Origin of the sequence: Chitinimonas sp. (assembly GCF_036568685.1) — a bacterium.
GTDB lineage: Bacteria > Pseudomonadota > Gammaproteobacteria > Burkholderiales > Chitinimonadaceae > Chitinimonas.
Genome location: NZ_DATCSC010000150.1, coordinates 1 through 25,620 on the forward strand (window position 1 = coordinate 1; position 25,620 = coordinate 25,620).

A 25,620-nucleotide genomic window follows, 5' to 3' on the forward strand; every position below is an offset into this window, starting at 1 on the left:
GCGCCCGCGCCAGGGCGGCGCCGATGCCGCTGGAGGCGCCCACCAGCCAGACCCGGCGGCCTCGCCAGTCACGCAGACGCGGGTTGAGCGGTTTGAACCACATCTCAGCGCACCTTGCGGAAGAACAGCGTGACCTGCCCCAGCTCCACGCCGAACTTGCGCATGCTGGAACGGTTGACCATGGTCTCGGGGTCGATCAGGTACATCCAGTCATCGAACTGCACTTCGTAGACGGCATCGTCGACCGGCAATTTGAGCGTATAGCGCCACTGCAGCGCATTGCCGGCTTGTTCGCCCAGCGCCTCGCCCACCACATCGCCCGCCACACCGCGCCATTGCCCGGGTGAGGCCTCGCTCAAACGCCATACCCGCTGCTGGCGAGTGCCATCGCTGTACAGAAAGTGCTCATCCAGCACCAGCTCGGTCCCTTCCATCCGGCCGTGGATATCGACCTTGAAGCGCTTGACCACCTCGCCACTACGCTTCTGAAACATGCCCCAGGCCGTCAGCTCGCCGACAAAGTACTGCCGCATATCCAGCTTGGGCTGCTCAGCGGCGTACTGCTGCACCCGCGGGTTGGCGCAGCCCAGCAGCAGTAAGCTGGCCAGCAAGGGCAGCGCCCAACGCCACGCCATACCTGCTCGTTCAAGCATGTTCATGCCGATACCTCCTTCACCGTGCCAGCCTCGTTCGCCAACAGCGGGGCCGATGTGAGCCAGGCCGCCAGCTTGCAGAGACAGGGCAAGAGGGCGTAGCTCAGCAGCAGCGCCCACTGCCCACTCTGCCCCACCCTGCCCGGCTGGTAGCCCAGGGCGGCCAAAAGCGGCAGAGCCAGGCCAGACGTGGCCAGCGCCAGCTTGCCCAGGGTCTGGAATACGCCATACACCGCCGTGAGCGGCAGGCCGGCCGGGGTGTACTGCGCCACCAGCACCGGCGGCAGGCAAAGGTCGGCCCCCAGCGCCATACCGGCCGTAAGGCAGATCAGCGCATAGGGTCCGATATCGCCCGCCCCCAGGAAGACGGTGGAGACAAAGCAGGCCACAGCCAGCAGCATGCCAACGCGCCAGGCCTGCAATACCCCCATGCGCTGGGCCAGCCGCTGCCAGAGTGGCAGGCCCAGCACCGCGCCGAGAAAGTAGATGCCCAGCATGGCACCCGCCCAGCCCGCGGCTTGCAGCTGGTCGGCGATGTAAAAGAGCGCCAGGGTGGAGGGAAAGGCCACCGCCAGCGCATTCAAGAAGTAAGGCAGCAGGAGCGGACGCAGGGCCGCCGACTGCCACAGCACACGCCAGCGCAGCGGTGCATTGGTCGCCGCCGCTTGCCAGGGGGCGGCACCACCCAGCAGCGCTCCCAACCCCAGTGCCAGACCCAGCACGAACAGCCCGCCAAAGGCGGCCATGCCCGGTGCCGGACCTAGCTGCCGCCATAGCCAGGTGGGCAAGAGGCTGGCCAACAGCACCCCGGCCACACCCGCCGCCTCGCGCGCCGCGCTGGCGCGTAGCTGTACCGCCGGCAGCGGAGAGATGCGCGAGCCCCAGCTCAGGTAGGCGAGGTAGACCGTGCTATGGGCCACGCAGGTGAGGAACAGGCACCCCGCCAGCCAGGCCAGCATGCCGCTGCCCCCCAAGCGCAAGGGCGGCTGCCACAGCGCGCAGAAAGCCAGTGCCAGCACGGCAGCGGCCACGGCCATACCCTGCTTGTGCAACCCACGTTCACGCAGGCGCTCCATGCGGCCACCCAGCCAGGGGTCCAGCGCGGCGTCGAACAGACGACCGGCAAACAGCACCACGCCCACGCCGGCAATATCGAGGCCCAGCTCGCGGCCGAAATAGTCCGGCGCCAGCACATAGATGGGCAGCGCCGCCATGGTCAGGGGCAGGCCCAGCAGGGCGTAGGGCCAGACCGTCATCGCCCGCCTCCCAGCAATTGCTCGCGCAGGCGCGGCGCACTGGTGGCCGGGCTGAGCCAGATGTCAAAAAACGCCTTGGCGAAGACCGGGTCATCCACATCGGCGGTGGGCTGTTCACCTAAAAAGAAGCGTGCGCCCCGCCCAGGGAGAAACAGTCCGGTCAGGCGGTCGCCCTCCTTCACATCCGCAAAGGCCCGCCGCATCGCAGCCGTCCAATCGGCCCGCGTCGCGTCGGTCAGCAGCTCGGGATGGACCTTTTCGATCTCATCCAGACTGCGGCTCACGAACTGGTCACGGCGGATCGAGCGGAAGTAACGCAGCTCCAGCGCAAATGGCCTTTGCGGGTCAAAGCTGCCGCCAGGCGCCCACAAGGTGGCGTCGTAGACATGGAAGCCCCACTTGCGGAACTCGCCCTGCCCCACCGGGGTCGCGCCTGGCAGCTGGGCCCGCCAGGCCAGCGCGGGCAGGCCACAGACCATCAACACGGTGATGAGCAGGCCGCGCCACATGATGGCCTCACACACCCCGAACCAGCTGGAACTGGTAGACGTCGATACTGCCGGCGTCGAACCCTGCCTCACAGTACTGGTAGTAGAGCCGCCAGAGCCGGATAAATCCCTCGTCGAAGCCTTGCGCCCGTACCGCATCCAGTTGCGTTTCAAAGCCAGCACGCCAGCGACGCAAGGTCTCGGCGTAGTCCGGCCCGAAGGCAAAGCGATCGAGCGTACGCAGCCCGCCAACAGCCGCCTCCTGCTCGAATCGCTCGGGACTGGGCAGCATGCCGCCAGGGAAGATGAACTCGCGGATAAAGTCGCTGCTGCTGCGGTAGCTGGCAAAGCGGCTGTCGGCAATGGTGATGCTCTGCACCAGCGCCATGCCGCCGGGCCGGAGCCGTTGTTTGACCGTTTCGAAATACTCGGCCCAGTAGGCCTCGCCCACCGCCTCGAACATTTCGATCGACACCACGGCGTCGTACTGGCCGTCCAGGTCTCGATAGTCACAGAGCGCCAGCTCGGCAAGCCCTTCCAGACCCGCCTCGCGAACCCGCGCCTGGGCGACCTCGAACTGTGCCTTCGAAATGGTCACGCCCTTGACCGCAATGCCCTGACGGCCGGCATGCAGCGCGAAACCACCCCAGCCACAGCCAATCTCCAGCACCCGCATGCCGGGTTTGAGACCCAGCTGGTCAATGATGCGCTGGTATTTGGCGGCCTGGGCCGCCTCCAGGTCCAGACGGTAATCCCCCTTGAACAGCGCACTGGAGTAGGTCCAGGTCGGGTCCAGCCACAGCGCATAGAAAGGATTACCCAGATCGTAGTGCGCATGGATGTTACGGCGGCTGCCGGCGCGGGTATTGGGGCGCAGGCGGTGCAGCAGCGCATACCAGAGGCGACCAAACCAATTGCCGTTGATGGCGGCGGTCAGCGCCGCCTCGTTCTTGATCGCCAGGGCGATGATAGCCGTCAGGTCCGGAGAATCCACCCAACCATCGCGGTAGGCTTCGGCAAAGCCGATATCGCCCGACTTCATGATGCGACCGCAGGCGCGCCAGTCGTGCAGCAGCAGGGTGGCCTCACCCTCGGCCGGGTGCCGGCCCAGACGCAGGGTCTCGCCGCTGGGCAACTGGACGGTCAGCACACCGCAACGCAGGCGCTCCAGCAACGAGAGGAACAGCCGCCCGGCGGGCGGGATGCGGCCGCAGGCAGGCGCTTGCGCGGCAAGGGTAGCGGGCTGGTTCATGGTTGGCTTCCTTGAGTACGGGAATGACTGAGCGTGTGCGCCGGTGGAGAGGGTTTGCGGAAAAACGCGACCTTGCGACGCCAAAGATGAAAGGCCTGCAGGTGGATGCGGGCGACGATGCCGAAGGTCAGCAGCGGCTGACGCAGCACGGCCCACCAGACATGCCGGAAATCGAAAGGCTGGCACCGGCCGCCGACGGCGGTGCGCAGCAAGAGGCCGTCGCGGTCGTGGTAGTCGATACCGACAAAAGCCGTAGCGTCGGTATCGCGCAGACGGAATTCATAGTGACCTTCCACTTCGCAGAAGGGCGAGACGTGGAAGACCTTGCGGCAGCGCAGACGCTGACCGGCCTCGATCGCGCCATTGCCTTCCCCCGTCAGCAAGTAGCGGTGCCGCTCGCCAAAGGTGTTGCGTACATCGGCCAGCAGCGCAATCAGGCGGCCCTGCTTGTCGTGGCAGTACCAGAAGCTGACCGGGTTGAAGACATAGCCCAGCACGCGGGGAAAGGTCTGCAGCCAGATCTCGCCATCGCAAGGCAGGCCGGCCTCCGCCAGGATGCCGCGCATCCAGGGGCCGGGCTGACCCTCGCCATAGTCGCGGCTGCGCAAGCTCAGCAGGTGCGGGCGGTCCACGCCAAACCACCAACGCTTGAGCGACGACAGCCTGTCCACATCGCAGCGCAGAAAGAACACCGGGTAGACAAAACGATGGCGGATGGGCCGCAAGCGCTCATGCATGACCTGGCCAACGAAGAAGTGCGCGCAGTCCATCTCAGAGCCTCGCCCAATCGGGCAGCAGGCCGAAGTCGGCCACGACCCGCAGTGCAGACTTCAGGCCGTCTTCATGAAAGCCGTAGCCCGTCCAGGCGCCTGCGTGCCAGGTGCGCCGATAACCTTGCAGGGCAGGCAACTGCCGCTGTGCCTCGATGGCAGGTCCGTCGAGCAGCGGGTGGGCGTATTCATAGCGACCGTGGGTCAGCGCCGCTGCCGGCGGTTTGAATGGATTGAGTGTGACCACCACCGGCTGGGTAAATGGCAGGGGCTGCAGGCGGTTGATCAGATAGCTCACGCACACCGGGCGTTCACCGCTATCCAGCGTCTGGCCCAGGTAGTTCCAGGCCGACCAGACACTGTGCCGGCGCGGCAGCAGGGCCGGGTCGCTGTGCAGATAGGCCACATTGTCCTGGTAGCGCACCGCACCAAGCAGGGCATGCTCCACCTTGTCGGCATCCCGGAGCAGGGTCAGGCTGTCGGGCGCGTGGGTGGCCAACACCACCGCATCAAAACGTTCCTCGCCGGTATCGAGCAGCAAGCTCACGCCCGCTTCGTCCCGCTGTACGCCGCGCACAGGGCAGTTCAAACGGATATTGGTCAGATGCCGCGCGATCTGCGCCACATAGGCCTTGCCGCCTCCCTGCACCGTCCGCCACTGCGGCCGGTCGGCAATCTGCAGCAGGCCGTGGTTCTGGCAGAACTGCAGAAAGGTGGCGGCCGGGAAGGCCAATACATCGTCCGCAGGGCTGGACCAGATCGCTGCCGCCATGGGCAACAGATAGTGATGCGTGAAGCGCTCGCGGTAGCCTTCACGTGCCAGTAGCGCGCCCAAGGTCTCGCCGCTCTGCCGTGCCGCAGCCAGATAAGCATCAGACGAACGGTTGAAGCGCAGGATATCGGCCAGCATGCCCAGAAAGCGCGGAGAGAACAGATTGCGGCGCTGCGCAAACACGGCGTTGAGGTCCGTCCCAGCCCACTCCAGCCTGCCCTGGTCCATGGAGACCGAAAACGACATGTCGCTCTTGTGTGACTGCACACCCAGCTCATCAAACAGCGCGATCAGGTTGGGGTAGGTGCGGTCGTTGAAGACCAGAAAGCCGGTATCCACCGGGTGCTTCACCCTATCGAGCGTCAGCTCTACGCTGTTGGTATGCCCACCCAGGTAGCCGGCCGCCTCGAACAGGGTCACGGCATGGCGGCGCGACAGGAAATAGGCGCTGGCCAGGCCCGAAATCCCTGCGCCGATCACGGCGACGCGGCTACCCGCTTGAAGCGCAAAACCTGGCTGAGTGCCCATGCTTTTTCCAGATCAGATTCGAGACGGAATACCGTTTAAACATCTGCACGATCAACACGCCGGGTGTAAGATCAGTACCAATATGGCAATAACGCTACCACACAGTAAACAAAATTACCAATGAGTATTCTCGGCAAACTCAGCTTCAAGGATCAGGCCTTCAAACTGCGGGAGGACGCCATTCTTGATGCGACCGCGCGCATCCTGGCGAGCAAGGGCTTCGATCTGATGACCATGGACGACGTGGCGCTGGAGGTGGGCATCTCCAAGCCCAGCCTCTACAAGCACTTCAAATCCAAGGAAGACCTGGTGACCGAGGCGATGATCCGCCTCTTGACCGGTGCGCAGGCTTTTTGGGAACAGCTGCCCGATACCGGCGGACCGGTGGGCAAGCTGCGTGCGCTGCTGGAATGGGCCATGCGGGTGCGGCTGGCGGGCGGCCTGCCCTTCCTGCCCTCCACCAGCCCGCAGGTGCGCGAGATGCTGACCCGCAGCCTGCGCTATGTGACCAAGGTGGTGAAGCTGAACAGCACGCTCAAGAGCGCGGTGCAGGATGCCAAGAAGCAGGGCCTGCTGCGCCGAGACCTGCCGGACGACGTGATCCTGTTCACCTACTACGCCCGCACCTGCGACCCGGCGGTGGAATACCTGCGGCTCTACGCCAAGCTCGATGACGACGCCATCGTGGCGCATATGCTGGCGGTGTTTTTTGAGGGCGTGCAGCCCGGTGGCGCAACGGCGAGCTGAAGACCGCCCCGTGCCGCTCAACGACGGCCCAGGCGCCGCAAAGCCAACTGCCGCGCCAGCCCCAACCGCGCCGGAAGCATGGGCCGCATGGCTGCCGGGCGGCTGGCAAGTGGCGTGGACACTGGCTGGCCCATAAAGCGGGCAAAGTGCTCGGCGCAGGCCCGGCTGTTCCAATAGGCGCCATGCCCGTAGCCCGCCATCGGCTCGCTATAGGTCCAGGTGCCGGCGGGCTCTCCCCGCACGCCCACCGCCGCGCTGCGCCAGGGTTGCCTGGGCGTAACCGCCTGGCCGGCACGGAAGGCGGTCTGCAATATCCAGTCCGAACTGGAATGCAGCACTCCGCGCGCATCGGAGTAGCGTGCGGCCTGGTACAGCCGGCCACCGCTCGCCACCTCTTCGCTCGCTACGGCGGCGCCCATCAAAAACAGTTTCAGCTGGCTCGGGTTCATCCAGGGCAGGGCTTGCCGCAAACCCTCGGCCGCTTCCAGCGCCACCTTGCAGCCCAAGGAATGGGCCACCAGCACCACCTCGATGGTCCGTGCATCCACCCCCCGAAAATTCTCCGCCACAAAGGCAGCAACCGCCTCGCCGATCGCGGCCGTGCGCGCCAATTTGAAGGGGTAGGCAGCGCCCCGTAGCAAGGGAACCGACCAATCGCCGGGCCACAGCAACCAGCCCACGTGTGGCGATAACTGAGACGCTACCCTGCGCAGGTGATCCTCGAAATGCCTTAGCTCCCGGTGTGCCTTGGCATCGGACACGTTGTAGCCAGGCATCAACAGGATCACGCGCTGCCGTAGGGCCTTGAGCGGGCCGGGGTTGGCCAACACATAGGGCGGCTGAGCCAGACCGCCCCAGCGCAAGGTGCAATAGATCCGTGTCTGCGGAAGCGGGTGCGTGCTCATACCCTGCGCATGGCATTACGCAGCAGTTCGCGCAGCATGGGTGCCAGCAGGGCCGCAGCGAGCGGTATGAGGACGGCCAGCACCAACAGGCTCAGCGTGCCCGCCAATGAGCTGGGGTCGATGGCCCATATCCATAGCCCGGCAAGCATGCCACCCAGCGCCAGTGCCAGCGCCATCTCCTGGCGACGATAGCTTTCACGCAAAGCTGCCTGCAAACGGTCCAGCTGGCGCTCGATCTGCTGCGCTTCCCACTCTAGCGCCGTACTCGCCACGGCCGGCCCCTCCTCCTGCGGTCCACGCTCGAGCAGCAAGCTCCTGATGCTCACGCCATCCGAACCTGGCGGTGCAGATAAGCCAGCCAGCGCAGCGAGCTGCGCTGCAAGCTCGTCGGAGGGCAGGCTCAACACGGCCCGGGTCAGGCCCAAGCTCCCAAGATCAACGGAATCGCCGAGCGCGCTCTGGATCGCCTTGCCGTGAGCCTGTGCCCGCAGTCCCCAATCCGCCACAGCCTCCAGCAGCAGCGCCAACAGCACCGCCAGCACCACCACCGTGACCAGCAGGTGCCAAGCCGATGACGACAGCACGGTCAGAATGGCCTCCACCTCACTCAGCGGGTGAGCATCGGCGCGCGGCAGCGGAATGATCGTCCGTGTAGCCGGCATCTCAGGCACCTCAGCGGCCGAAGCGAAGCAGGCAGCCAAGGCCAGGCTCCAGGTCATCAGCCAAGGCACGCATCGCCCGAAAGGCTTGGTCAACATCCGCTTCCACCCCACTGGCTGGTTCCCCGTGGGCCTGTGACTTACCGCCAGGCGTCGGCTCTTTTCCAATAGCCAGTATCGACCAAGGCAGCTCGTCTTGCCACGCGGCCGCGCTGTGCTATCAAGCAAGATAATATAAAAGGAGGAACCGGCCATGGCGCAACAGAATGGTGCGGATGGTGATGAATGGTCCTGGGAGGCGGAACCCGGTCGCGACGAGCGGGCGCGCATAACAGCCCGTCGCGGTGCCCTCTCGCTTCCTCAAGACGTCAATGACCCATCGAAAACCGTTGGACTGGCCCTCTCTGGTGGTGGCATACGCAGCGCCACCGTTTCCTTGGGCATCTTGCAGAGCTTGGCGCGGCATAGACTATTGGAGACTGTGGACTATCTCTCCACGGTCTCTGGCGGGGGCTATATCGGCGCTTTTTTCATGAGCCTGTTTGCCCGCGACAAACCCAACAACTTGCCCTGTCCAGCAGCAAACCCCGCCTGCCCACAGGCCAATCAGCCCAAACCAGCCGGACCGAGCAATCCCGAACAGGCCTACGAGGTCTTGCGTGGCAGCTATTCCAAGCCCCAAGAGCACAACCAGGTAGGACAACAGGGGCAGCATGATGGGTCAGCGCTCTGGTGGCTACGCAGCAGCGGGCGCTATCTCGCCCCCACCGGCGCCGGTGACTTCGTCTACGCGGTGGCTATGCAGTTTCGCAACTGGTTGGCCCTGCACATTGTGCTTGGCATGGCCATTTTGCTGGTTGCGGGGCCCATCATCGCGGCTGATGCAAAGCTCAGGCTCATCTTTGCCAGCTCGGGCGGCGACCGAGAGCCGCTCTACGCCGGCATGGGGCTGGCTACCTTGGCCCTGGCTGTGTTGCTGGTCTGGGTTCTACCGGTCGGTTTTGCCTGCTTTACCTGTGAGATGCCCAAACGCACCACCCCCTATGCAAGCTGGTGGTTCACCCGGACCAGCGGAGTGGTACTTGTGGCCGCGATGCTGTTTGCGGGTCTGGCCTGGCCCGAGCCACTCTGGCCTCCGCTTCAGCAGCTCGTGGATGGCCTGCATCTGACCGCCTTCCGCTCTGGTTTGCTGGCCGAAATCCTCACCGGCCTGGCACTGCTGCTCGTCCTGGCCATCGCCATGCAAACCACGGCAGCGCTCGCTGTCGCTGCCGGGCGCTATCTACCCGGCGACAAAAATGCCACCGCGGCACTAAGCCCCCAGGGCCAGATGCAATCCACACGGGTGGTACTGACCAAGTGGCTGGCGACGGCCCTCAAGACGGCGATCATCTTCGCCTTGGCGGCGGCCATCGTTGCCCTGTCCTTCTGGGTTACGAACCTTGAACAAAGTGATTGGATAAGGTTCGGCCTACCGCCCACCGCTGCGGCGACGGCGATCTTATCGATACGCAAATGGGCCGAATCCGCGGGCAAGTTCGCCAAGAGCGATATCCTGAAGCGCATGCCCCTGGACCTGATCGCCCTGATCGCCGGGCTGGGCCTGCTCACCATCGTTGCCATGATCTGGTTCATCGCGGTCTGGCATGCCAGCGCCGTGATCAACGGCGTCCCCATCTTCCAGCTGTGCGAGCCGGACAAGGTGGTCGGCCCCGCACTGACCATAGCCGGCTTTATGCTGGCGATCGGCCTTGCCGTGGCCAAGAGCTTTCAGTTCCTCAATATGTCGACCTTGCAGTCGCTCTATTCTTCCCGGCTGACGCGCGCCTATCTTGGCGCCACCAATGCCTTGCGTACAGTCGACAAAGATCAGCGCTGGACCCGTATCAGCGACCTGCACCCGGCCGACGACCTGACCCTGGAACGTTACTACCGGCCAGACAACTACGCCCCGCTACACCTGATCAACGTCACCCTGAACGAGACGGTATCGCCGACCGACCCCTTGGTACAACGCGACCGCCACGGCCGTCCCATGTCGATCACTCCCACTCGCTACAGTATTGATGGCCGCTTCTTTGAGCGTGCCTTGCTGCCACATACCCTGAACGCCTCGGCGGGCTCGCGTTACCGTTATGCCTTTGCCCGCAGCCAGGTAGAGAGCCTGTCGGTGGGGCAATGGATCAGCATCTCTGGCGCGGCCTTCAGCACCGGCGTGGGCCGGCAGACCTCGCTGGGCAAATCACTGGCGCTGGGGCTGGCCAATGTGCGCCTGGGCCACTGGTGGAGCGCGGGCAGCCTGGCCCGCCGCGCCGGTAAAGACGGCCTGGACAAGTTGCTGAGTAAGGTCGCACGGATATTCGAGACACAGGCCTATCTCTTCGCCGAGCTACTGGCCCGCTACAGCGGACGCTATGCACGCTACTGGTACCTCTCCGATGGCGGGCACTTCGAGAACACCGGCCTGTACGAACTGCTGCGCCGCAAGGTAGGCCTCGTGATCGCCAGCGACAACGGTGCCGACCCCGATTACGCCTCTGATGACCTGGCCAACGCCATGCGATTGACCCGCATCGACTTCGGCTGTGAATTCGTCGAACTCACGCCGGTGCAACTCAGAGCATCCCCCATGACGTCGGTCCTGACCGATACCGTCATCGCCACCAACACGGGCAAAGGCCAGTTTGCCGATGCTGCCTGCATGCGCGTCTTGTGGGCGTACCGGCAAGAAGACCTAGCTGCACAGCAAGCTGAGTTCATCAAAGCCGGCACGGCCATCCTGCTCTTCAAGCCTCGCCTTATCAGCGCGCTACCGCTCGACGTGCGGCAATACGCTGCCACCCACGCGGCCTTCCCGCAGGAACCCACGGCCGACCAGTTCTTCTCTGAAGAGCAATGGGAGAGCTACCGCAAAATGGGCCAGACGCTGGGCGATAGCCTGAGCAGGCTTCCCGGCGTCGCCACGGGCAGCCCGGCGCAATCGCTGCAAGTCTTGATGGATCTCCGCGCGGAGCTGGGCACCATCGCCTTCAACGCCTTGCCCTAGCTGGCAGCCGGCGGGCAGGGCTCCTCCGGCCGGCCTAGGCAGCCTTCGCCTTCGTCGGCTCCGGCCAGCTGGCCATCGCCAGCATATTGATCACCGTCGCCTTGGGCAGGGTGCCGGCGCGCACGCCTTCCAGCGCCGTCCGCAGCACGCCTACCAGGGCGGCCAGCAGTTCCAGGTCCCGCCGCTGCGCCAGCAGCTGCGCCAACAGGGGCCGGGTATCCTCGAGCACGCCCTGGCATTCCTGGGCGATCTCCGTGTAGCTGCCGACCAGTTCAGCCGGAAACTGCTCGGCCACCACCGGCCAGAAGCCGGTAATCGCCTCATAGCCGGTCTGAATGGCCGAGATGGATTCCATCAGGAAGGTATTGGTCGCGCGGGCCGTGTCGAACCAGGGCAGGAGGCCACCCAGCTTGCGCTCCACCTGCTGCAGCGAAGATAGCGCCAAGTGGCTTTCCAGAAAGTTGCCGTTGTCGGCAAGCAAGGTAGGCACCAGGCACACCTCGCAGATGTGCTGCAGCTCGGCGGTAAGGCTGGTCATGGCCAAGGCGACCGTTACCATCTCAACCCGGCAGGCCTGCAGCTTGCCGTGCACATTGCGCACGCCGGAGCGCACCTCATCCAGCGGCGCACCCAGCATTTGTACATCGACCAGTTGTTCCATGATGGTTTCCTTCACCAGCGACTGCCATGTGCTTCCTGGAGAACCCATAAGCCGCTTGCCCGAACGACACCGTCGGTAGCAGCGGCGCCTTACGGATGCGGCCCACGCCTTGCGGCTACGACGTTGCGAGGCTTCCGGGCTCTCAAACCTTGAACCGTCCTACTTGCTCCGCCAGCACATGCGCCTGCTCCTGCAGCCGCAGTACCGCATTGCGGGCACTCTGTATCGAGCTGTCGTTATCGCGTGCCATATCGCTGATCAGCTCCACATGCTGGGCAATTTGCGTGCTCGCGCTCGATTGTTCCGAGGTCGCCAGCGCAATCTCGCTGACCTGGTTGGTCAGTTGTCCCACCTTGCTGTGAATGGAGGCAATCGCCTCGGCCGCCTCGCGCGATAGCGCCACGCCCTGCCCCACTTTCTGGGTGACCGCCTCTACCCGCGCCACCGCCTGGCTGCTGTCCTGCTGGATCACCCCCAGCATGTCGCCGATCTCCACCGTGGCCTGGGCGGTGCGCTCGGCCAGCTTGCGCACTTCGTCCGCCACCACCGCAAAGCCCCGCCCCTGTTCACCGGCGCGGGCGGCTTCGATGGCGGCGTTGAGCGCCAGGAGGTTGGTCTGGCCGGCAATATCGCGGATCACCGCCGCAATATCGTTGATCTGGCGGGCGCGGCCATCGAGCTGCTCCACCCCCGCGCGCACCTCCTGCATGGTGCCCTCGATGGCGGCAATCTCCTTGGCGGTCTGCTGGATGCGGCTGGCGGCGCTGCGCGTCAGCTCGTCGGTGGCGTGCGACGCCTGGTCCGCGTCGCGGCCATGGTCGGCCACATGGGTGATGCTGACGGTCATCTGCTCGACCGACGCCGCGGTGGAGGCCGAAGCATCGCTCTGCCGGCGTGAGCGCTCGGCAATGTCACCGGTAATGCCGCCCAGGGTATCGCTGGTCTGGTCCAGCGCGCCGCTCTGCTGCTTGATATCCACCACCAGCGACTGGATGCGCTCGACAAAGGCGTTGAAGGCGCCCGAGATCTGCCCCACCTCATCCTGCCGCTCTATCTTGAGGCGGCGGGTCAGGTCGCCCTGGCCGGTGGCGAGGTCGGCCATGGCCCCATTGAGCCGCTGCAGCGGCAGCAAGGCGCCGCGCACCGCCAGGTACAGCACCATGCCGGTACCCAGCAGGCACAAGATGCCCACCACCGCGCTGGTGGTCACGATGGCATTGGCCGGGCCCATCACCGCCGCGAGCGGGAAGCTGGCATGCAAGGACCACGGCGTACCGCCGTTCCCCACCGTGAGCGGCGCAAACACATGCGCCTGGCCATTTGCAATGTACTCATAGGGCTGGCCGGCCTTTACCGCCGCCAGCGCATCCTTGGGCAGGTCGTCGGCCGGCTTGGCCAGCTTGGCGGCATCGGCGTTCGTCGCGTAGAGCCCACCGTTGGAGATCAGGTCCACCCCGCCCACACCAAAGGGCTTCACCTTGGCCAGCGAGGTCTGCAGTCCCTGCAGCGGGAAGTCCGCCCCCACCACGGCCACGAACTTGCCGTCGATCAGCATGGGCGCCATCAGGGAGGTCATCAGCACGTCCTTGCCCATGACCTTGTAGAGGTAGGGCTCGATCAGCGCATCCTTGAGCGTCTTCTGCGGGATCACGTACCAGTCGTTCTCGCCGGCCTTGTCGTAGCCCGCCAGGGGCTCCACCGCCACCTGGCCGCTGCCGCGGTTCCAGTACGGGAGAAAGCGGCCGGTGTGGTCGTGGCTGGGCTTCTTGTCCACGAACTCGGCATCGCGCCCGTCCAGCGCGTTGGGCTCCCACATATTGCTGTAGGCCAGCACGTCGGGGTTGGCCTTGAGCAAGTTCGCCATCATGGCGTCGATCTGCTCGCGGGTGGGCGGCTGGGCCGAGCTGCGCATGCCCACCAGGGTGTGGCCCAGGCTGTGCACCGTCTCGTAGGTGGCGTTGAGCGTGCCCTCAAGCTTGGCAGCTTCGCTCGCTACCAGGTGGCGCGCGTCCGATAGCGCGGCATCGCGCACGCTATTGCGGCTCTGCACGGCAACAATGGCGCCGGAGACAGCCAGGCCCAGGAAGGCACAGGCAAGCGCGGTGAGGGTAAGGCGGACTTGCAGAGAGAGGCGGGGGAACATGGAGGTCACCTGCTTATTGCCGCGTCATGGCGGCCAAACAAGGGTCGCTCGATGGCGACTTGAGCCCCCACAGCGCGTGGCTGCGGTTCCTCCATACCCTTCTAGCTATACAGCATTCGCGACAAAGTACACAAGCGGGACCGAGCAGCGGTACGGGCGGTAAAAATACCCATCGGCGCAGAAGCCATGCCCAGCCACGTGGTGAGCGTTCCCGGCCAAACCATCGCCGACGCGCGCGCAACACCTCCCTACTCCCCGTCGCCGCGGCCACCCTTAGCCCGGCCTGGTGGCCGGCTTGAATCACAGCAGGCTTTCACCTATGAATAACTGTTTTATCCGGCGCATATAAAAGCGCCAGATCACTGAGATAACTTGCAGTTATATAAATTAAATAGTACCAGGAGGAATCATGAAGTCATTGGCAGCGTTTGCCATGTTTTTCGCATGCCTTGCATTCTCATCTGCAACACGGGCTGCCGACACAGCAGACTCACCATCATATATGCAAAAAATGTTCGGGAAACAAGAAGACTTCCCGGAGCTGAAGAAGAAACGCCGTTTACTCAGCAATGAGATTACTCGCCTGGAAGAAGATTCCCGTCAACTCGAAAACCTGATTAATCAGCTGACGCCACTCGTAGACGATGCAGAGGGAGAGTTATCGAAACTGAGTTATAGATATGCGGAAATAAATGCCGCCATCGCCGAAAAAGAAGGACAGCCCGAGCCGGAAGATTCTGCAAAAACACCTGAGCAAAAGGGAAGGAACAGTGGCAAGAACGCGCCAAAAAATTCGACCGCAACCGCCAAATCAAAGTCCAAATTCCTACTAGGAAGTGCCTATGAAGACACCCCCATTGAGGCCTTAAGAGAATACAAGTCCACTAACGAACGGCGCCGCAACGAGATTGCAAACAATCAAAAAACCCTTCAACGAGCAAAAGACAGCCTAAAAGAAAAACGGGACGCAATGAGTAAAAAACAAGAAGAACTGTACGAAATGGATGAAAGAATAGCTCACGCCTTGAATGTCGGCTCCGAGCAATATATTTACCGTACCGTCGTCAGCCTGATATTCGCCGTCATCGTCTTCTACCTGGTGCTGCAATTCTTCAAGATCGTCCAGGGTAACGATGAGGTAAAGAAAAGCATCTTCGCCGGGGATGCCGGCATTCAGTTCATCACGCTGTTCTCCATCGTCATTGCCGTCATCCTGTTCGGCATACTCGAGATATTGGGCGCCAACGAACTCTCTGCCCTCCTGGGCGGGCTATCCGGCTACATACTGGGCAAGTCTGCGCCCAAAGCCCCTCCTCCTTGCCCCCATGCAGCCCACCCCGCTCCAGCGGAACCCCCAGTACATTGACCCTACGCCGCAGCCTAGACATCGCCCACGGGGCCAGCTGCCCTGAGGGCGGAGGGTGGCAACGCCTCCGCGCTATCGGCATTCTGGTCGTTCCAAGCGGCATTCTGTCTGGTGGCTGCTTACCTTGCTTGCGCCGTCTTCTATCTTTTCGCTTCCAATACAAGGAGGTGACGTATGAAGACCTGGACCAGTCTGGTTTGCGGGTGCATGGCCCTATTGCCTTACGCAGCGCACGCCGAGGTCAGCCTGAAAGGCTTGGACCGCGAGATGAGCGGCACGCGCGCGCAGATCGCGGTGCTCGGCACGGTGCATTTGCGCAGCCTGCCAGACAGCTTTAACCCGGCCTCGCTCGACCCCCTGCTGGATAAGCTGGCGGCATTCCAGCCCGACATCATCACCATCGAGGCAAAAAACGGCGAGGAGTGCGACCTCGCGGCCCGTCACCCGGCCAAGTATGGCGCGGACTATTGCCCTTCCACCGCTGCGGCCCAGGCTGCCACCGGCCTGGACGTGCCTGCCGCGCTGGCAGAGATCAGCAAGACCCTCAAAGCCTGGCCTGCGCAAGCCTCGCCCGCGCAGCGGCGCCACCTGGCCGCCCTGTTCATGGCGGCCAACGAGGCCAACTCGGCCAATGTGCAGTGGCTACAGCTGCCGCCGGCCGAGCGCCACGCCGGCGATGGCCTGGATGCCGCGCTGGTGGCCGACCTGGAAAAGCTCACCCACCGCAAGAACGAAAGCAACCAGATCGCCGCCCGCTTGGCGGCGCATTTGGGGCTGCAGCGGGTCTATGCCGTCGATAACCATACCGGCGACAACCTCGACGTGGCCGACATCGACGCCCTGGGCCAGGCGCTCAAGGCGGCCTGGGCGTCCGGCAACGGCGAATTGAAGCCGCTCAATCAACAGCTCGACGCCCTGGCTGCGGCCCCCGACCTGCTGCCCCTGTACCGTATGGTCAACAGCCCGGAAAGCCTGCGCATCCATGCCGAGGCCAATGTGGTCTCGACCATGCGCGCGCAATCGCCAGAGCGCTATACGCAGATGTGGGTAGGCGGCTGGGAGACGCGCAACCTGCGCATGGTGGCCAATATCCGCGAGACCTTCCGCGAGCGGCCCGGCGCACGTGTGCTGACCATCGTCGGGGTATCGCACAAACCCTGGTTTGATAGCTGGCTGGGGCAGATGCAGGGCGTGGACATCGTCGACGTCGTCGCCCTGCTCAAGTAGACCGCTAAGGGCTTGGCCCCGGAGTGCTGGGCACGGGGCGGCGCACCTACGCGCGCCCCGCGGGACTCAGAAGCGGTACATCTGCAGCAAGGCGGTCGATTGTGCCGGTGCCACCACCCGCGCCAGATCCGGGTAGCCTTCGTCGGTCGGTACCTCCGCGCAGCGCAGTCCCGGCAGGCGCACCATGCGCTGCAGCCGCTCGGCCGCCGCCTTGAACGGGACCGTGGCAACCTCCTTGCCCTCGGCCTCGATCTTCACCCCTGCCACGTCGCTGGTAGAGCAGATCAGGTAATCCGGGGTGGAGGCAGTCAGCAGCCGCTCCTTGAAGCTCAGCGCGCTGCGCACCTTCTGGTAGTCCGCAATGCTCTGCTTCACCTGGCCATAGGTCAGCGTGGCGATATCACCGGCCGGCGCAAAGGTGCCGGTCCCCAGGGCGATCTCGGTGGATTTGCGGTCGAACAGCAGCACGCCGCCGGCCTTGGCAATCTCGTCGTCCACCGGAATGGTGTAGAGGCTGCCCAAGCGGCGCGGGGCTTCCACCTCGCGCTCACCATCGCTCACCAAAAGCCGCATGGGCGAGGGCTGGCCATCGCGGCGGTAGATGGCAAAGGCGTACTGCAAGCTGCCGCGGCTCTCGGTCTGTACCAGCTTGGCATAGCGGTAGAAGCCGCCGCTGTAGTTCACGGCCAGCTTCTTGGCGGCCAGTACCTCGATCGGCGTCGCCGGGCTATCGGCGGGGGCCTCTTCGGCCAGTACCTGCAGCGCCAGCGCACCGGTTGCCAGCAGGGCAAAACGCGCTACCCACATCGTCTATCTCCTTTGTTTTTATCGCCGCCCACATGGGAGTAAGGCCGCGTGGCACAGAGTATAGAGCGGCCAGCCCCGGCGGCAGGGGTGATGCGGGGTGGCAGCAGGCCGGGCGTTGCATAGGCCGCACAGACTCATGTGGGCGAGCCGTGCAGGAAGTAAAAGGCCCCGCAACGCGGGGCCTGCCGTACCAGCCAGACCGGGGTGGTATCCCCGTTTACGACCTCACGCCGTGGCCAGCAGCTCCTGCACCAGTGCCGCGTAGCGCCGCAGCGGCCGGCCCAGCAGCAGCTCCAGCTGCTGCACCGCACCTTGGGCCGGCTTCATGCCCAGTTGCTGGATGCGCCCCATCATCAAGCGCATGTCGTAGGCCATCCAGCTTGGCATGGCCTGTGCCAGCTGGGCTTCAAAGGCCGGCAGATCATCCCCGCCGTAGTGGATATCGCGGCCCAGCGCAGCGCCCCAGGTGGCAGCCGCCGTGGCGCCGGTCAGCAGCTCCGGCCCTACCACGTCCAGTGTAAGTTGCGGCAGCGGGCCAGGGGCGCGGTCGCGGCGCAACAGCTCGGCCACCACCACATCGGCAATGTCGCGCGTATCCACCATGGCCACGCCGGTCGCCCCAATCGGCATGGGGTAGACGCCATAGCCCTCGATCACCGCCTGCACCGTCTTGTCGTTCTGCATGAAGTAGGCAGGCCGCAGCACCGTGGCCGGCAGCTGCAAGCTGCTAATCATCCGCTCCACCGTGTGCTTGCCGGTGAAGTGTGGCACGTCGGTGTACTGGTCGGCATGGATCACCGAGAGGTAGACGATGCGCTCCACACCGGCATCGCGTGCCGCGTTCAGTGCCAGCAGCGCCTGGGTCACCTCGTCTGGCGTAACGGCATTGAGCAGGAACAACGTGCGTACACCCGCCAGTGCAGCGCGCACCGAGGCCGGGTCGGTAAGGTCGCCCACCACCTCGCTCGCGCCGGGCGGCAGCGCCACCTTGCCGGGCTGGCGCACCAGCGCCTTGACCTTGGCGCCCTGCTGGGCCAGGCCTTGGATGACGAGGGAACCGACGGTGCCCGAGGCACCGGTAACAAGAATGCTCATGGTCATACTCCTTATTCCTAAAATTTAAAGTTCGCTTGAATAGCGAATGGATCAGAGAGAGAAATCGACCACAGCCTTGCCACGGCGTGGGCCCACACGGTTGCGCTCGATGGCGGCCGGCAGTTCGGCAAAGGGCACTACTTCCCCCACACGGGCCTGCAAGCTGCCTGCGACTACCTGCTGGGCGATATGCGCCAGCTGGGCGGCGTCTGGCTTCATAATGAACCAGAGCCCACGGCGGCCAGCCGGAGTGCGGGCCAGGATGTCCGGCGAGGTTGTGCCCACCACCACGCCCGTGGGCCTGAGCACCTGCCAGCTGCGGTCCAGCACCTCGCCACCGGCGTAGTCCAGCACCAGGTCGATATTGGCCACCTGCGCCTCAAAGCGCTGGGTCTGGTAATCGATCACCTCGTCGGCCCCCAGGTCGCGCACGGCGGCGACATCCTTACCGGCGGCAGTGGCCACCACATAGACGCCCTGCTGCTTGGCAAACTGCACCGCAAAGGCCCCCAGGCCACCACCTGCGCCATGCACCAGCACGCGCTGGCCACTTTGGACTGGGCCAGCCAGATGCAGGCTCTGCCAGGCCGCCAGCGCCGCCACAGGCAGGGCAGCGGCGGTATGGTCGTCGAGCGCATCGGGGATGTGCGTCAGCTTGGCCTCATCCACCGCCACCAGCTCGGCATAGGCGCCCAGACCACCCAAGGGACCCATTACCCGCTCGCCTACCTTGAAGCGGCTGACACCCTCGCCTACCGCTGCTACTACACCAGCCAGCTCAATGCCCAAGGTGGCCGGCAGGGCGATGGGGAAGGCATCGCGGACGTAGCCCTCGCGGACCTTCCAATCCAGCCCGTTGATGCCGGCAGCGCGCACGCTCACCAGCACCTGGCCGGGGCCGGCAATGGGGGCGGCCACGGTGGCGATGCGGGTGGCGTCTACACCGCCGTAGTTCGTCAGGGTCAATGCACGGATCGTTTTCATGATGTGTTCCTTTCGGGTTGCGTTTAGGTGAACGAACGATAAGCCGTTGCAACTAAAGAACACAGACACCAGAATGTAGACATACCGTCTTGATTTTGGAACACACCATGGACCTGAACGCCCTGGCCGACTTCAACCTCGTTGCCCTGCATGGCGGCTTTGGCAAGGCCAGCCGTGCCAGCCGGCGGTCCAAAGCCACCCTATCGCGCCGGGTGGCCGGGCTGGAAGAACAGCTGGGCGTGCGGTTGATCGAGCGCAGCACCAAGGGGCTGGAACTGACCGAGGCCGGCCAGCAGCTACTGACACGTACCGAAGGGCCCATGCATGAGATGGTGGATGCCTACACGGCCGCGCGCGAAGGCACCGGCAAGGTCAGCGGCCGGCTGCGCATCGCCGCGCCCATCCTCTTCTCACAGCTGGCCATGGGCCGGCTCTGCGCCGAGTTCCGCGCGCTGTACCCCGAAGTGACGATAGAGGTGGTATCGGAAGACCGCGTGGTCAACCTGGTGGACGAACACTTCGACGTCGCCATCCGCCCCAACCCGCGGCCCGACAGCACGCTGGTAGGCCGCTGCTTTGCCAAGGACCGCCTGGTAGTGGTGGCTGCCCCCAGCATCGCCATGCCCAAATCCGGCAAGACCCCAGTCCCCGTCCCCGCCGTGGTCAACGCCTACCGCGAGGGCGAAACCTGGGCCATAGACGGCGGCAGCCTGACCATCGAGCCCATCCCGGTACTGCGCCTCGGCTCCATGCTCATGCTGCGCGACGCCGCCCTCGCCGGAGCCGGCGTGGCCCTGGTGCCGCAATCCATCGTCTGGCAGCAGCTCACCCGCGGCGAGCTGGTGCAATGGGGGGCCGTGGGCGGCAAAGAAGTCGAACTCTGGGTCCTCCACCTCTCCCGCCGCCTGGCCAGCCCCAAGGTGAAGGCCTTTGTGGAGTTTATGTGTGGGCGGTATCCGGATGGGGGGTTGGTGTTGGCGGGGTAGAAAGGGAATGCCCTGTAACGGTGCGATGGTTGACGTAGCCCAGCACTCTCAGCCTTTATTTGCGCTGCAAAAACCTGATGATGCTCATCGTTTCAGCAAAGTGCTTAACACAGGACTGCAAGTTCCAATGAGGCTTGTCAGCTGTGAAGTTCCCCCAGGCCGCTCCGTGAGCAGCAGCTCGTTCCGTCTTGTTTTGCTCATCGAGGTAAAGCAGCGCGGCAAGCGCTTCCCCTTGGTCAAAGTAGAGTTCAGGGCGCGTCAGGTAATAACCTAGGTAACGCTCTAGATAGTTGGAGGCTTCGTCGGTGTTGAGCGATGCCAAGGCCACGCAATAGCCACGGCCCGCATAGCAAACATCGCTGCGTAGCAGCAGGCGCCCAATCTGTTCCGTGAAAGAATGCTGTTGGGTAACGGCTACCAGATACCCAGCCACAATTCTTGGCCGCCAATCGAATTGCGCGAGTAGATCAGCGATTAGCTCGTCAGTGATCTCGGAGCGGCGCTCTGCCAGATGCTGAAACGCCTCTTCCTTGTGCAGACCAAAGTACAGCGGACGAACCCATAGATCTCGAGCTTCTGCCGACAAGGGTGACTCGCTGACCGGGACTTCCAGATTGGAGAACGGGCCGTTGTGTACAACTATGGCACCGGCACTATGACGCTGCATCGGGTTCATTTTTACTCTCAATTAGGTGCTGCGAGATCGGAGCTACAGCCCATAGGGGGCAGTCCCCGCTGGTCTTGGCAGCATTGATCGCTGAGCAGCGCATCAGCTCGAATTACGCAAGCCGAAGCCCGAAGAGAGAACCTGCCATACGCGGTGGTACCAGCGAGGCCAGACAACGCGAATATTGGTGACAGGCGTCCCCGGCGCAAGCTGCACCCAGCCTTGCGTGGCAGAACCCTGCTGCAGCTTCAGAAATAGCTCGGCAGCAGCCTCCAGCGGCTTGCGCTCTTTATCTGCGGCAGTGCTGCCAAGCATCTCTTGGGTGGCGAGCGCGAGCTGATCGACCAGCTCCGGTGGCAACCGCAGCTCGTGGCAGGCACCAAAGGTATCAAACGACATCACAAACCCTTGGGCAAACGGGACAAGCACCGACTCCCGCCCCGAGGTCAGCAGCGCAGCAGCCAAGTCTGCGAAGTGATAAGGCGAACCCCACGCCTCCTTGGACCACAATGCATCCTCCAGAAAAAGATGCTGCAGCAGCAGTGGGGAAGCCTTGCCAGGCGCAGCCAAGCACGCTTGTACAAGCTGCCAACGGAAGTCTTGGTTGGCATCTACAAACTCGCTCGCGTGCTTTCCGTTCCAGGCAAAGGCGAGGCGGGGATGATCGGCTTCGGTGTATTCGGCAATGAAGGTGGATAGATCGGTCATGTAAGCAAGTTGGCTTCTTTAAATTCGGCCGGATAACCCGTGTTGAACAGCCTGCCCGCGGCGAACTGGTGCAATGGGAGACAGTGGGCGGCAAAGAGGTCAACTCTGGGCCCTCCACCTCTCCCGCCACCTAGGCAGCCCCAAGGTGAAGGCCTTTGTGGAGTTTATGAATGGGCGGTATCCGGAGGGGCGTTGGTGTTAGCGGGGTAGGCAGGCGATTGCGGGCCGACTTAGTCCTTATTCAAGGCGTACTTCGACAAGTTCCGAATCTCGCGCTATCTCTTGAAGCGCTACGTAAAAACGCCCCTCATTGAGTACTTTGAGGCTGGCTGTGTTAACGAATTTGAGTTGGCATTCCCCGGGCCACCCAGGCCCACCGTTAAGCGCATCCCAAAACGCATCGAGGTTGCGCCCGAAATAGCCAGCACCTTCTGGGTTTGTTGCGGCTAAGTAGGCCTGCCAAAAGGCACTTTCATCCGTGATATGAACACAGTCAATGGTGTAGGAGTGCATGAGTTCTAGCTCGCTGATATACGGTCGAAACACTGTCTGAGCTGAATATCGGACACTAACGTTCAAACCCGAGCGGCAACACGACGACGGCAAAGCCTGCTTTGTGACGTCCGATCAATTTTTTTTGGGGGGATTATGCGCCGTGATCGACACTACATCCACGACACGTGCTCCGACTTCAGATGGCGTGCCAAACCGTCAAGGTCAGGAAAGATCGAGAATTCATGAACCCCGGCAAGCGTTAGGAACGACATTGCGTCGCTTAAAGAGTCAGGAGGAAGCTCGAACTTACGGAGGCACTCGCCGCTGAAGCTCTCCAGTGGGACAAAGAGATCATCGTGTAGTGTAAAAACACTTCGCTGCGCCGATTGGCGCGGACTGTGCTGAGGTGGAATGATTGCTACAGCACGTGCACCAAGAGACTTTGTTCCCTCGATGAAGGCCTCCTGATAAGTGCCTTCGAAGTCCGTATAAGGATTGGCAACCGCAGGGTCACGCTTCGCCAATCGGTTCAGTTCAAAGGGATCAAGCATCCACACGCATGGGCGAAGCTTAGCAATAGGAATGTCGGGAAAGCTACGAAGAGCCAAATAGGGGCGTAGCGCGAAGTACAGCGCCGAAGCGAACGTAGTTGTCCAGTCGAGGAGTCGCGTGGGCAATCCATGATGTTGCATGGCAAACAAAACATCCCAAGAGTCTGCGCTTCGCCCAAGTAGGCCTCCGCCGAGCGACAAGAAGTCATAGTAAAGAATGGACTCGATGTCTTGCTTCTTGAATGCGTCGGGTGCTTGGCGGCCGAGTCCACTAAGGAGTGGCCAGCTGCCATCGCTGTGTCCCCGGAAGAAGGGCATATCACATCCTGACTCGCCCAACGAGTGCATGTGACTCTGGATGTCCTGAAGGAGCTCGGACCAACTACTCATCGACATTCTCCCTACGCATATCGTTGGAGGTAACTTGCAGCCCGTAGGACACAATCCCCACAGAGTTTTGCTTCATATCCAGCAGTCCTAAATCAACTATCAGTACCTCAATCCAACGTTTTACAGCTCCGCAATCTCATCCACCCGCAGCCGCGCCAAAACCTGCGTCAGCAGTGGGTCGCTATAGAACGGTCGGGGGGCTGGCAGTTTGACGTAATCGGCCCGCATCAGCGGGTGGTCGATCTGCGGGTTGGAAAGGCCCTGCAACTCGCGCAGGCGAAACCAGGCCAAGATAAGGGCGGGGTAGCGCGTGGCCTTTCTGAGCCCACCTGGGTGGCTATGGGTATGGAAGTCGCATAGCCACAGAATATGGTCGGCATAGGCAGAGAGATCGGGCTGCTTCCAGTTCGCCACCAGCTCGTTCAAGACGGGCTTGCCCAGGCATTCGTCTGGGTGGAAGACATTGACGGCAGCGTTCCCCCAGCAGGAAAACAGTCTGCCCCAGTGATCAAAACAGATGCGCAACAGCCAATGGGCCAGCGGATCGTTGTAGCCCTTCCCTGCCACATCCATAAACCGGTTGTGCAGGTAGAGTTCATAGACGAAATCCGTCAATGATTTGGCCTCTTCGATCCAGCCCAGCACCAGACAGTCTGCAATGACCTCCATATAGTCGCGGAGCGCGCGCGTGCTCTTCCAAACCCCAGCGGTGCTTGAAATACCGTCGATCCGTTGCTTCCAGTACCAATACCCGGTGGCCTTTTCCAGGTGCGGCATCCAGCTGGCTTCCGGCTCATGGGAATACAGTGCAATGGCAAACGCGCGGCGCTCCCATTGGCCTATGCCGGTGAACACATTGTCGACCCTCATTGCAAAGGGCGGCAAAACCGGCTTGGTCTTGTCGAAGTAGTCCTGGAAGGGGTTCTCACCGCTGCCATAGGCAGCAAGCTCCTTGTCGGCCGTCTCGGGCACTTCCGCAAACGTGTCCCATTCCTTGAACTTCTTGACCAGGCTCTTTTCGGTATTCCAACCCTTGGCCACACCCAGCGGCGCCACCTTGGGTGCGCTATCTACCTTGGCGGCATGCAGCGCCGCTATTGCCTCCGTAGACGGGGCGCGCACTGCGCCCTTTGTTGCTTGGCAGCGTTGCACCAGATAGCGTAGCGCCCACAAGCTGAACACCCGCACCGTCTCGCCAGAAGCTTCTGCAGCATGGTTCAAGTGCACTTGCAGATCAGCGGGGTTAGCGTAGCGAATAATTTCTGCGACCAGCGCTTTGTTCTCTTCCGTCAGCGGCAGAGAGTCATCCTCACAGCCCACCTCGAAGTCCTGCTCAAACAGCCTGGCCCAGTCGAGCTGCAGCATGTCCATCAGCTCGACGATGCGTAGGGTTTCCGTCTCTGCCAACCGCGCAGGCTCGCCCGCCAGGCTTGCCAGTGCCACCGTCTTGCAGCGATGGGCCAGATAGCGCATTAGCTGGTAGTCAAAGATAAACAGCTCGCCACCGCTCTCGATAATGTCCTCAAACGGAGCTTCATCGCCAGCTTCCAGGAATTGGGCATCGTAGGCGATGGTGGCCGCGATGATGGACCGGTCCTCCGGCGTATCTGGCACAAACCAATCGCTGGAGCTATGGCCCCAGAACTCGTCGACCAGGCCACCCAGGGTGTCGGCAATGTAGTTGAGCTCGGTGATGGAGAGACTGGCAGCAGACATGGATAGGGAAGCCTCTATGTGAAGCAAAGAAATAGAAAAAGGATGAGATACAACAGCCAGCCAAGGCGAAGTGCCCTAGCGGGAGCTAGCATAGCAAAGCCTGAGCGGCCACCCACACGGCGCCACCTTCAGGCGCACTGCTTGTTGCAAACCGTCAGGCCGCCTTGCGCCGCAGCACCACATGCGTCGCCTTGTCCGACGCGACCGATTCCACACACTCATACCCCAGTACGCGCAGATCCAGCCCCTCATACAGCGGCTCGCCCCGGCCCAGCAGTACGGGCGAGATGGCGATATGCAGCTCGTCGATCAAGCCCGCTTGAAGATACTGCCGTATGGTGGCCGGCCCGCCGCCGATGCGCACATCCTTGCCTGCCGCTGCTTCGCGGGCGCGGTCCAGTGCCTCGTGTATGCCACCGGTCACAAAGTGGAAGGTCGTGCCGCCCTCCATCACGAGGGGCTCGCGCGCATGGTGTGTGAGAACAAAGACCGGCACATGGTAGGGCGGGTTATCGCCCCACCAGCCCTTCCATTCCATGTCCGGCCACGGCCCACGTATGGGGCCGAACATATTCCGCCCCAGTATCCAGGCGCCCACATTGGCAAAGCCCCGGGCGGCGAAGTCGTTGTCTATGCCGATGCTGCCTTCGTCCTTGCCAAACAGGGTCTGCTGGAAGGTGCGGGTGGTCACCAACCATTGGTGCAGCGCCATCCCGCCCGTGCCGAGTGGGTTGTCGAGCCGTTGGTC

General features: G+C 63.1%; 24 protein-coding genes. 5 read left to right on the plus strand and 19 right to left on the minus strand.

Going from position 1 to position 25,620, the window contains the following annotated elements; all coding sequences use genetic code 11:
- Positions 1 to 104 precede the first annotated feature (104 nt).
- The 6 genes from VIM95_RS22125 to VIM95_RS22150 are packed head-to-tail and all read right to left on the minus strand — an operon-like array spanning position 105 to position 5,719.
- The gene (locus VIM95_RS22125; RefSeq protein ID WP_331990088.1) at positions 105 to 659 is read right to left on the minus strand and encodes a DUF3833 domain-containing protein; all 555 of its coding nucleotides are present in this window, start codon (positions 657 to 659) and stop codon (positions 105 to 107) included.
- Complete coding sequence (locus VIM95_RS22130) at positions 656 to 1,909, minus strand: MFS transporter (protein ID WP_331990090.1); 1,254 nt, start codon at positions 1,907 to 1,909, stop codon at positions 656 to 658. The genes VIM95_RS22125 and VIM95_RS22130 overlap by 4 nt, the downstream gene beginning before the upstream one ends.
- On the minus strand, positions 1,906 to 2,418 hold the full coding sequence (locus tag VIM95_RS22135) for a chalcone isomerase family protein (protein WP_331990092.1): 513 nt from the start codon (positions 2,416 to 2,418) through the stop codon (positions 1,906 to 1,908). The genes VIM95_RS22130 and VIM95_RS22135 overlap by 4 nt, the downstream gene beginning before the upstream one ends.
- A 7-nt stretch (positions 2,419 to 2,425) precedes the next feature.
- The gene (locus VIM95_RS22140) at positions 2,426 to 3,649 is read right to left on the minus strand and encodes a cyclopropane-fatty-acyl-phospholipid synthase family protein (RefSeq protein ID WP_331990094.1); all 1,224 of its coding nucleotides are present in this window, start codon (positions 3,647 to 3,649) and stop codon (positions 2,426 to 2,428) included.
- Positions 3,646 to 4,419: a DUF1365 domain-containing protein gene (locus VIM95_RS22145; RefSeq protein ID WP_331990096.1), complete on the minus strand. Its 774-nt coding sequence runs from the start codon at positions 4,417 to 4,419 to the stop codon at positions 3,646 to 3,648. The genes VIM95_RS22140 and VIM95_RS22145 overlap by 4 nt, the downstream gene beginning before the upstream one ends.
- A gap of 1 nt (position 4,420) precedes the next feature.
- Positions 4,421 to 5,719, minus strand: coding sequence for an NAD(P)/FAD-dependent oxidoreductase (locus VIM95_RS22150; protein ID WP_331990098.1), 1,299 nt, complete (start codon positions 5,717 to 5,719; stop codon positions 4,421 to 4,423).
- Between the two features lie 120 nt (positions 5,720 to 5,839).
- Here VIM95_RS22150 and VIM95_RS22155 point away from each other — a divergent pair, with 120 nt between their 5' ends.
- On the plus strand, positions 5,840 to 6,466 hold the full coding sequence (locus tag VIM95_RS22155; RefSeq protein WP_331990100.1) for a TetR/AcrR family transcriptional regulator: 627 nt from the start codon (positions 5,840 to 5,842) through the stop codon (positions 6,464 to 6,466).
- A 17-nt stretch (positions 6,467 to 6,483) separates the two neighbouring features.
- Here the strand turns inward: VIM95_RS22155 and VIM95_RS22160 are convergent, their stop codons facing one another.
- The gene (locus VIM95_RS22160; protein ID WP_331990102.1) at positions 6,484 to 7,371 is read right to left on the minus strand and encodes a hypothetical protein; all 888 of its coding nucleotides are present in this window, start codon (positions 7,369 to 7,371) and stop codon (positions 6,484 to 6,486) included.
- Positions 7,368 to 8,033, minus strand: a complete 666-nt coding sequence (locus VIM95_RS22165; RefSeq protein WP_331990104.1) for a hypothetical protein — start codon at positions 8,031 to 8,033, stop codon at positions 7,368 to 7,370. Before VIM95_RS22165 ends, VIM95_RS22160 begins: the two co-directional genes overlap by 4 nt.
- 250 nt (positions 8,034 to 8,283) lie before the next feature.
- Between VIM95_RS22165 and VIM95_RS22170 the strand changes: the two genes are divergently transcribed.
- Positions 8,284 to 11,076: a patatin-like phospholipase family protein gene (locus tag VIM95_RS22170; RefSeq protein WP_331990106.1), complete on the plus strand. Its 2,793-nt coding sequence runs from the start codon at positions 8,284 to 8,286 to the stop codon at positions 11,074 to 11,076.
- A 34-nt stretch (positions 11,077 to 11,110) separates the two neighbouring features.
- Here the strand turns inward: VIM95_RS22170 and VIM95_RS22175 are convergent, their stop codons facing one another.
- Together VIM95_RS22175 and VIM95_RS22180 are read right to left on the minus strand one after the other, a co-directional pair.
- Positions 11,111 to 11,737, minus strand: coding sequence for a hypothetical protein (locus VIM95_RS22175; protein WP_331990108.1), 627 nt, complete (start codon positions 11,735 to 11,737; stop codon positions 11,111 to 11,113).
- Positions 11,738 to 11,879: 142 nt separating this feature from the next.
- Positions 11,880 to 13,880, minus strand: coding sequence for a methyl-accepting chemotaxis protein (locus tag VIM95_RS22180; RefSeq protein ID WP_331990110.1), 2,001 nt, complete (start codon positions 13,878 to 13,880; stop codon positions 11,880 to 11,882).
- A gap of 409 nt (positions 13,881 to 14,289) precedes the next feature.
- Between VIM95_RS22180 and VIM95_RS22185 the strand changes: the two genes are divergently transcribed.
- Positions 14,290 to 15,246, plus strand: a complete 957-nt coding sequence (locus tag VIM95_RS22185; protein WP_331990112.1) for a hypothetical protein — start codon at positions 14,290 to 14,292, stop codon at positions 15,244 to 15,246.
- Between the two features lie 174 nt (positions 15,247 to 15,420).
- A complete protein-coding gene (locus tag VIM95_RS22190) occupies positions 15,421 to 16,473 on the plus strand; it encodes a DUF5694 domain-containing protein (protein ID WP_331990114.1) in 1,053 nt (350 codons plus the stop codon).
- A 66-nt stretch (positions 16,474 to 16,539) separates the two neighbouring features.
- On the opposite strand, the gene VIM95_RS22195 is transcribed toward VIM95_RS22190, so the two are convergent.
- The 3 genes from VIM95_RS22195 to VIM95_RS22205 form a co-directional block, all read right to left on the minus strand.
- Entirely contained in the window at positions 16,540 to 17,280 is a 741-nt protein-coding gene (locus VIM95_RS22195) for a hypothetical protein (protein WP_331990117.1), read from the minus strand.
- 225 nt (positions 17,281 to 17,505) lie between these two features.
- Positions 17,506 to 18,375, minus strand: coding sequence for an SDR family oxidoreductase (locus VIM95_RS22200; RefSeq protein ID WP_331990119.1), 870 nt, complete (start codon positions 18,373 to 18,375; stop codon positions 17,506 to 17,508).
- 51 nt (positions 18,376 to 18,426) lie between these two features.
- A complete protein-coding gene (locus VIM95_RS22205; RefSeq protein ID WP_331990121.1) occupies positions 18,427 to 19,359 on the minus strand; it encodes an NADP-dependent oxidoreductase in 933 nt (310 codons plus the stop codon).
- Between the two features lie 107 nt (positions 19,360 to 19,466).
- Between VIM95_RS22205 and VIM95_RS22210 the strand changes: the two genes are divergently transcribed.
- Positions 19,467 to 20,345, plus strand: coding sequence for a LysR family transcriptional regulator (locus VIM95_RS22210; RefSeq protein ID WP_331990123.1), 879 nt, complete (start codon positions 19,467 to 19,469; stop codon positions 20,343 to 20,345).
- Between the two features lie 55 nt (positions 20,346 to 20,400).
- On the opposite strand, the gene VIM95_RS22215 is transcribed toward VIM95_RS22210, so the two are convergent.
- The 6 genes from VIM95_RS22215 to VIM95_RS22240 all read right to left on the minus strand — a co-directional run.
- Entirely contained in the window at positions 20,401 to 21,021 is a 621-nt protein-coding gene (locus tag VIM95_RS22215) for a DUF6000 family protein (RefSeq protein WP_331990125.1), read from the minus strand.
- A 93-nt stretch (positions 21,022 to 21,114) separates the two neighbouring features.
- On the minus strand, positions 21,115 to 21,720 hold the full coding sequence (locus VIM95_RS22220) for a hypothetical protein (protein WP_331990127.1): 606 nt from the start codon (positions 21,718 to 21,720) through the stop codon (positions 21,115 to 21,117).
- 237 nt (positions 21,721 to 21,957) lie between these two features.
- Entirely contained in the window at positions 21,958 to 22,233 is a 276-nt protein-coding gene (locus VIM95_RS22225; RefSeq protein ID WP_331990129.1) for a barstar family protein, read from the minus strand.
- Between the two features lie 152 nt (positions 22,234 to 22,385).
- Positions 22,386 to 23,084, minus strand: a complete 699-nt coding sequence (locus VIM95_RS22230; RefSeq protein WP_331990131.1) for an FRG domain-containing protein — start codon at positions 23,082 to 23,084, stop codon at positions 22,386 to 22,388.
- 192 nt (positions 23,085 to 23,276) lie between these two features.
- Positions 23,277 to 24,872: a hypothetical protein gene (locus VIM95_RS22235; protein WP_331990133.1), complete on the minus strand. Its 1,596-nt coding sequence runs from the start codon at positions 24,870 to 24,872 to the stop codon at positions 23,277 to 23,279.
- A gap of 154 nt (positions 24,873 to 25,026) precedes the next feature.
- Positions 25,027 to 25,620: dihydrofolate reductase family protein (locus VIM95_RS22240; protein ID WP_331990135.1), on the minus strand; the 594-nt coding region annotated here is incomplete at its 5' end.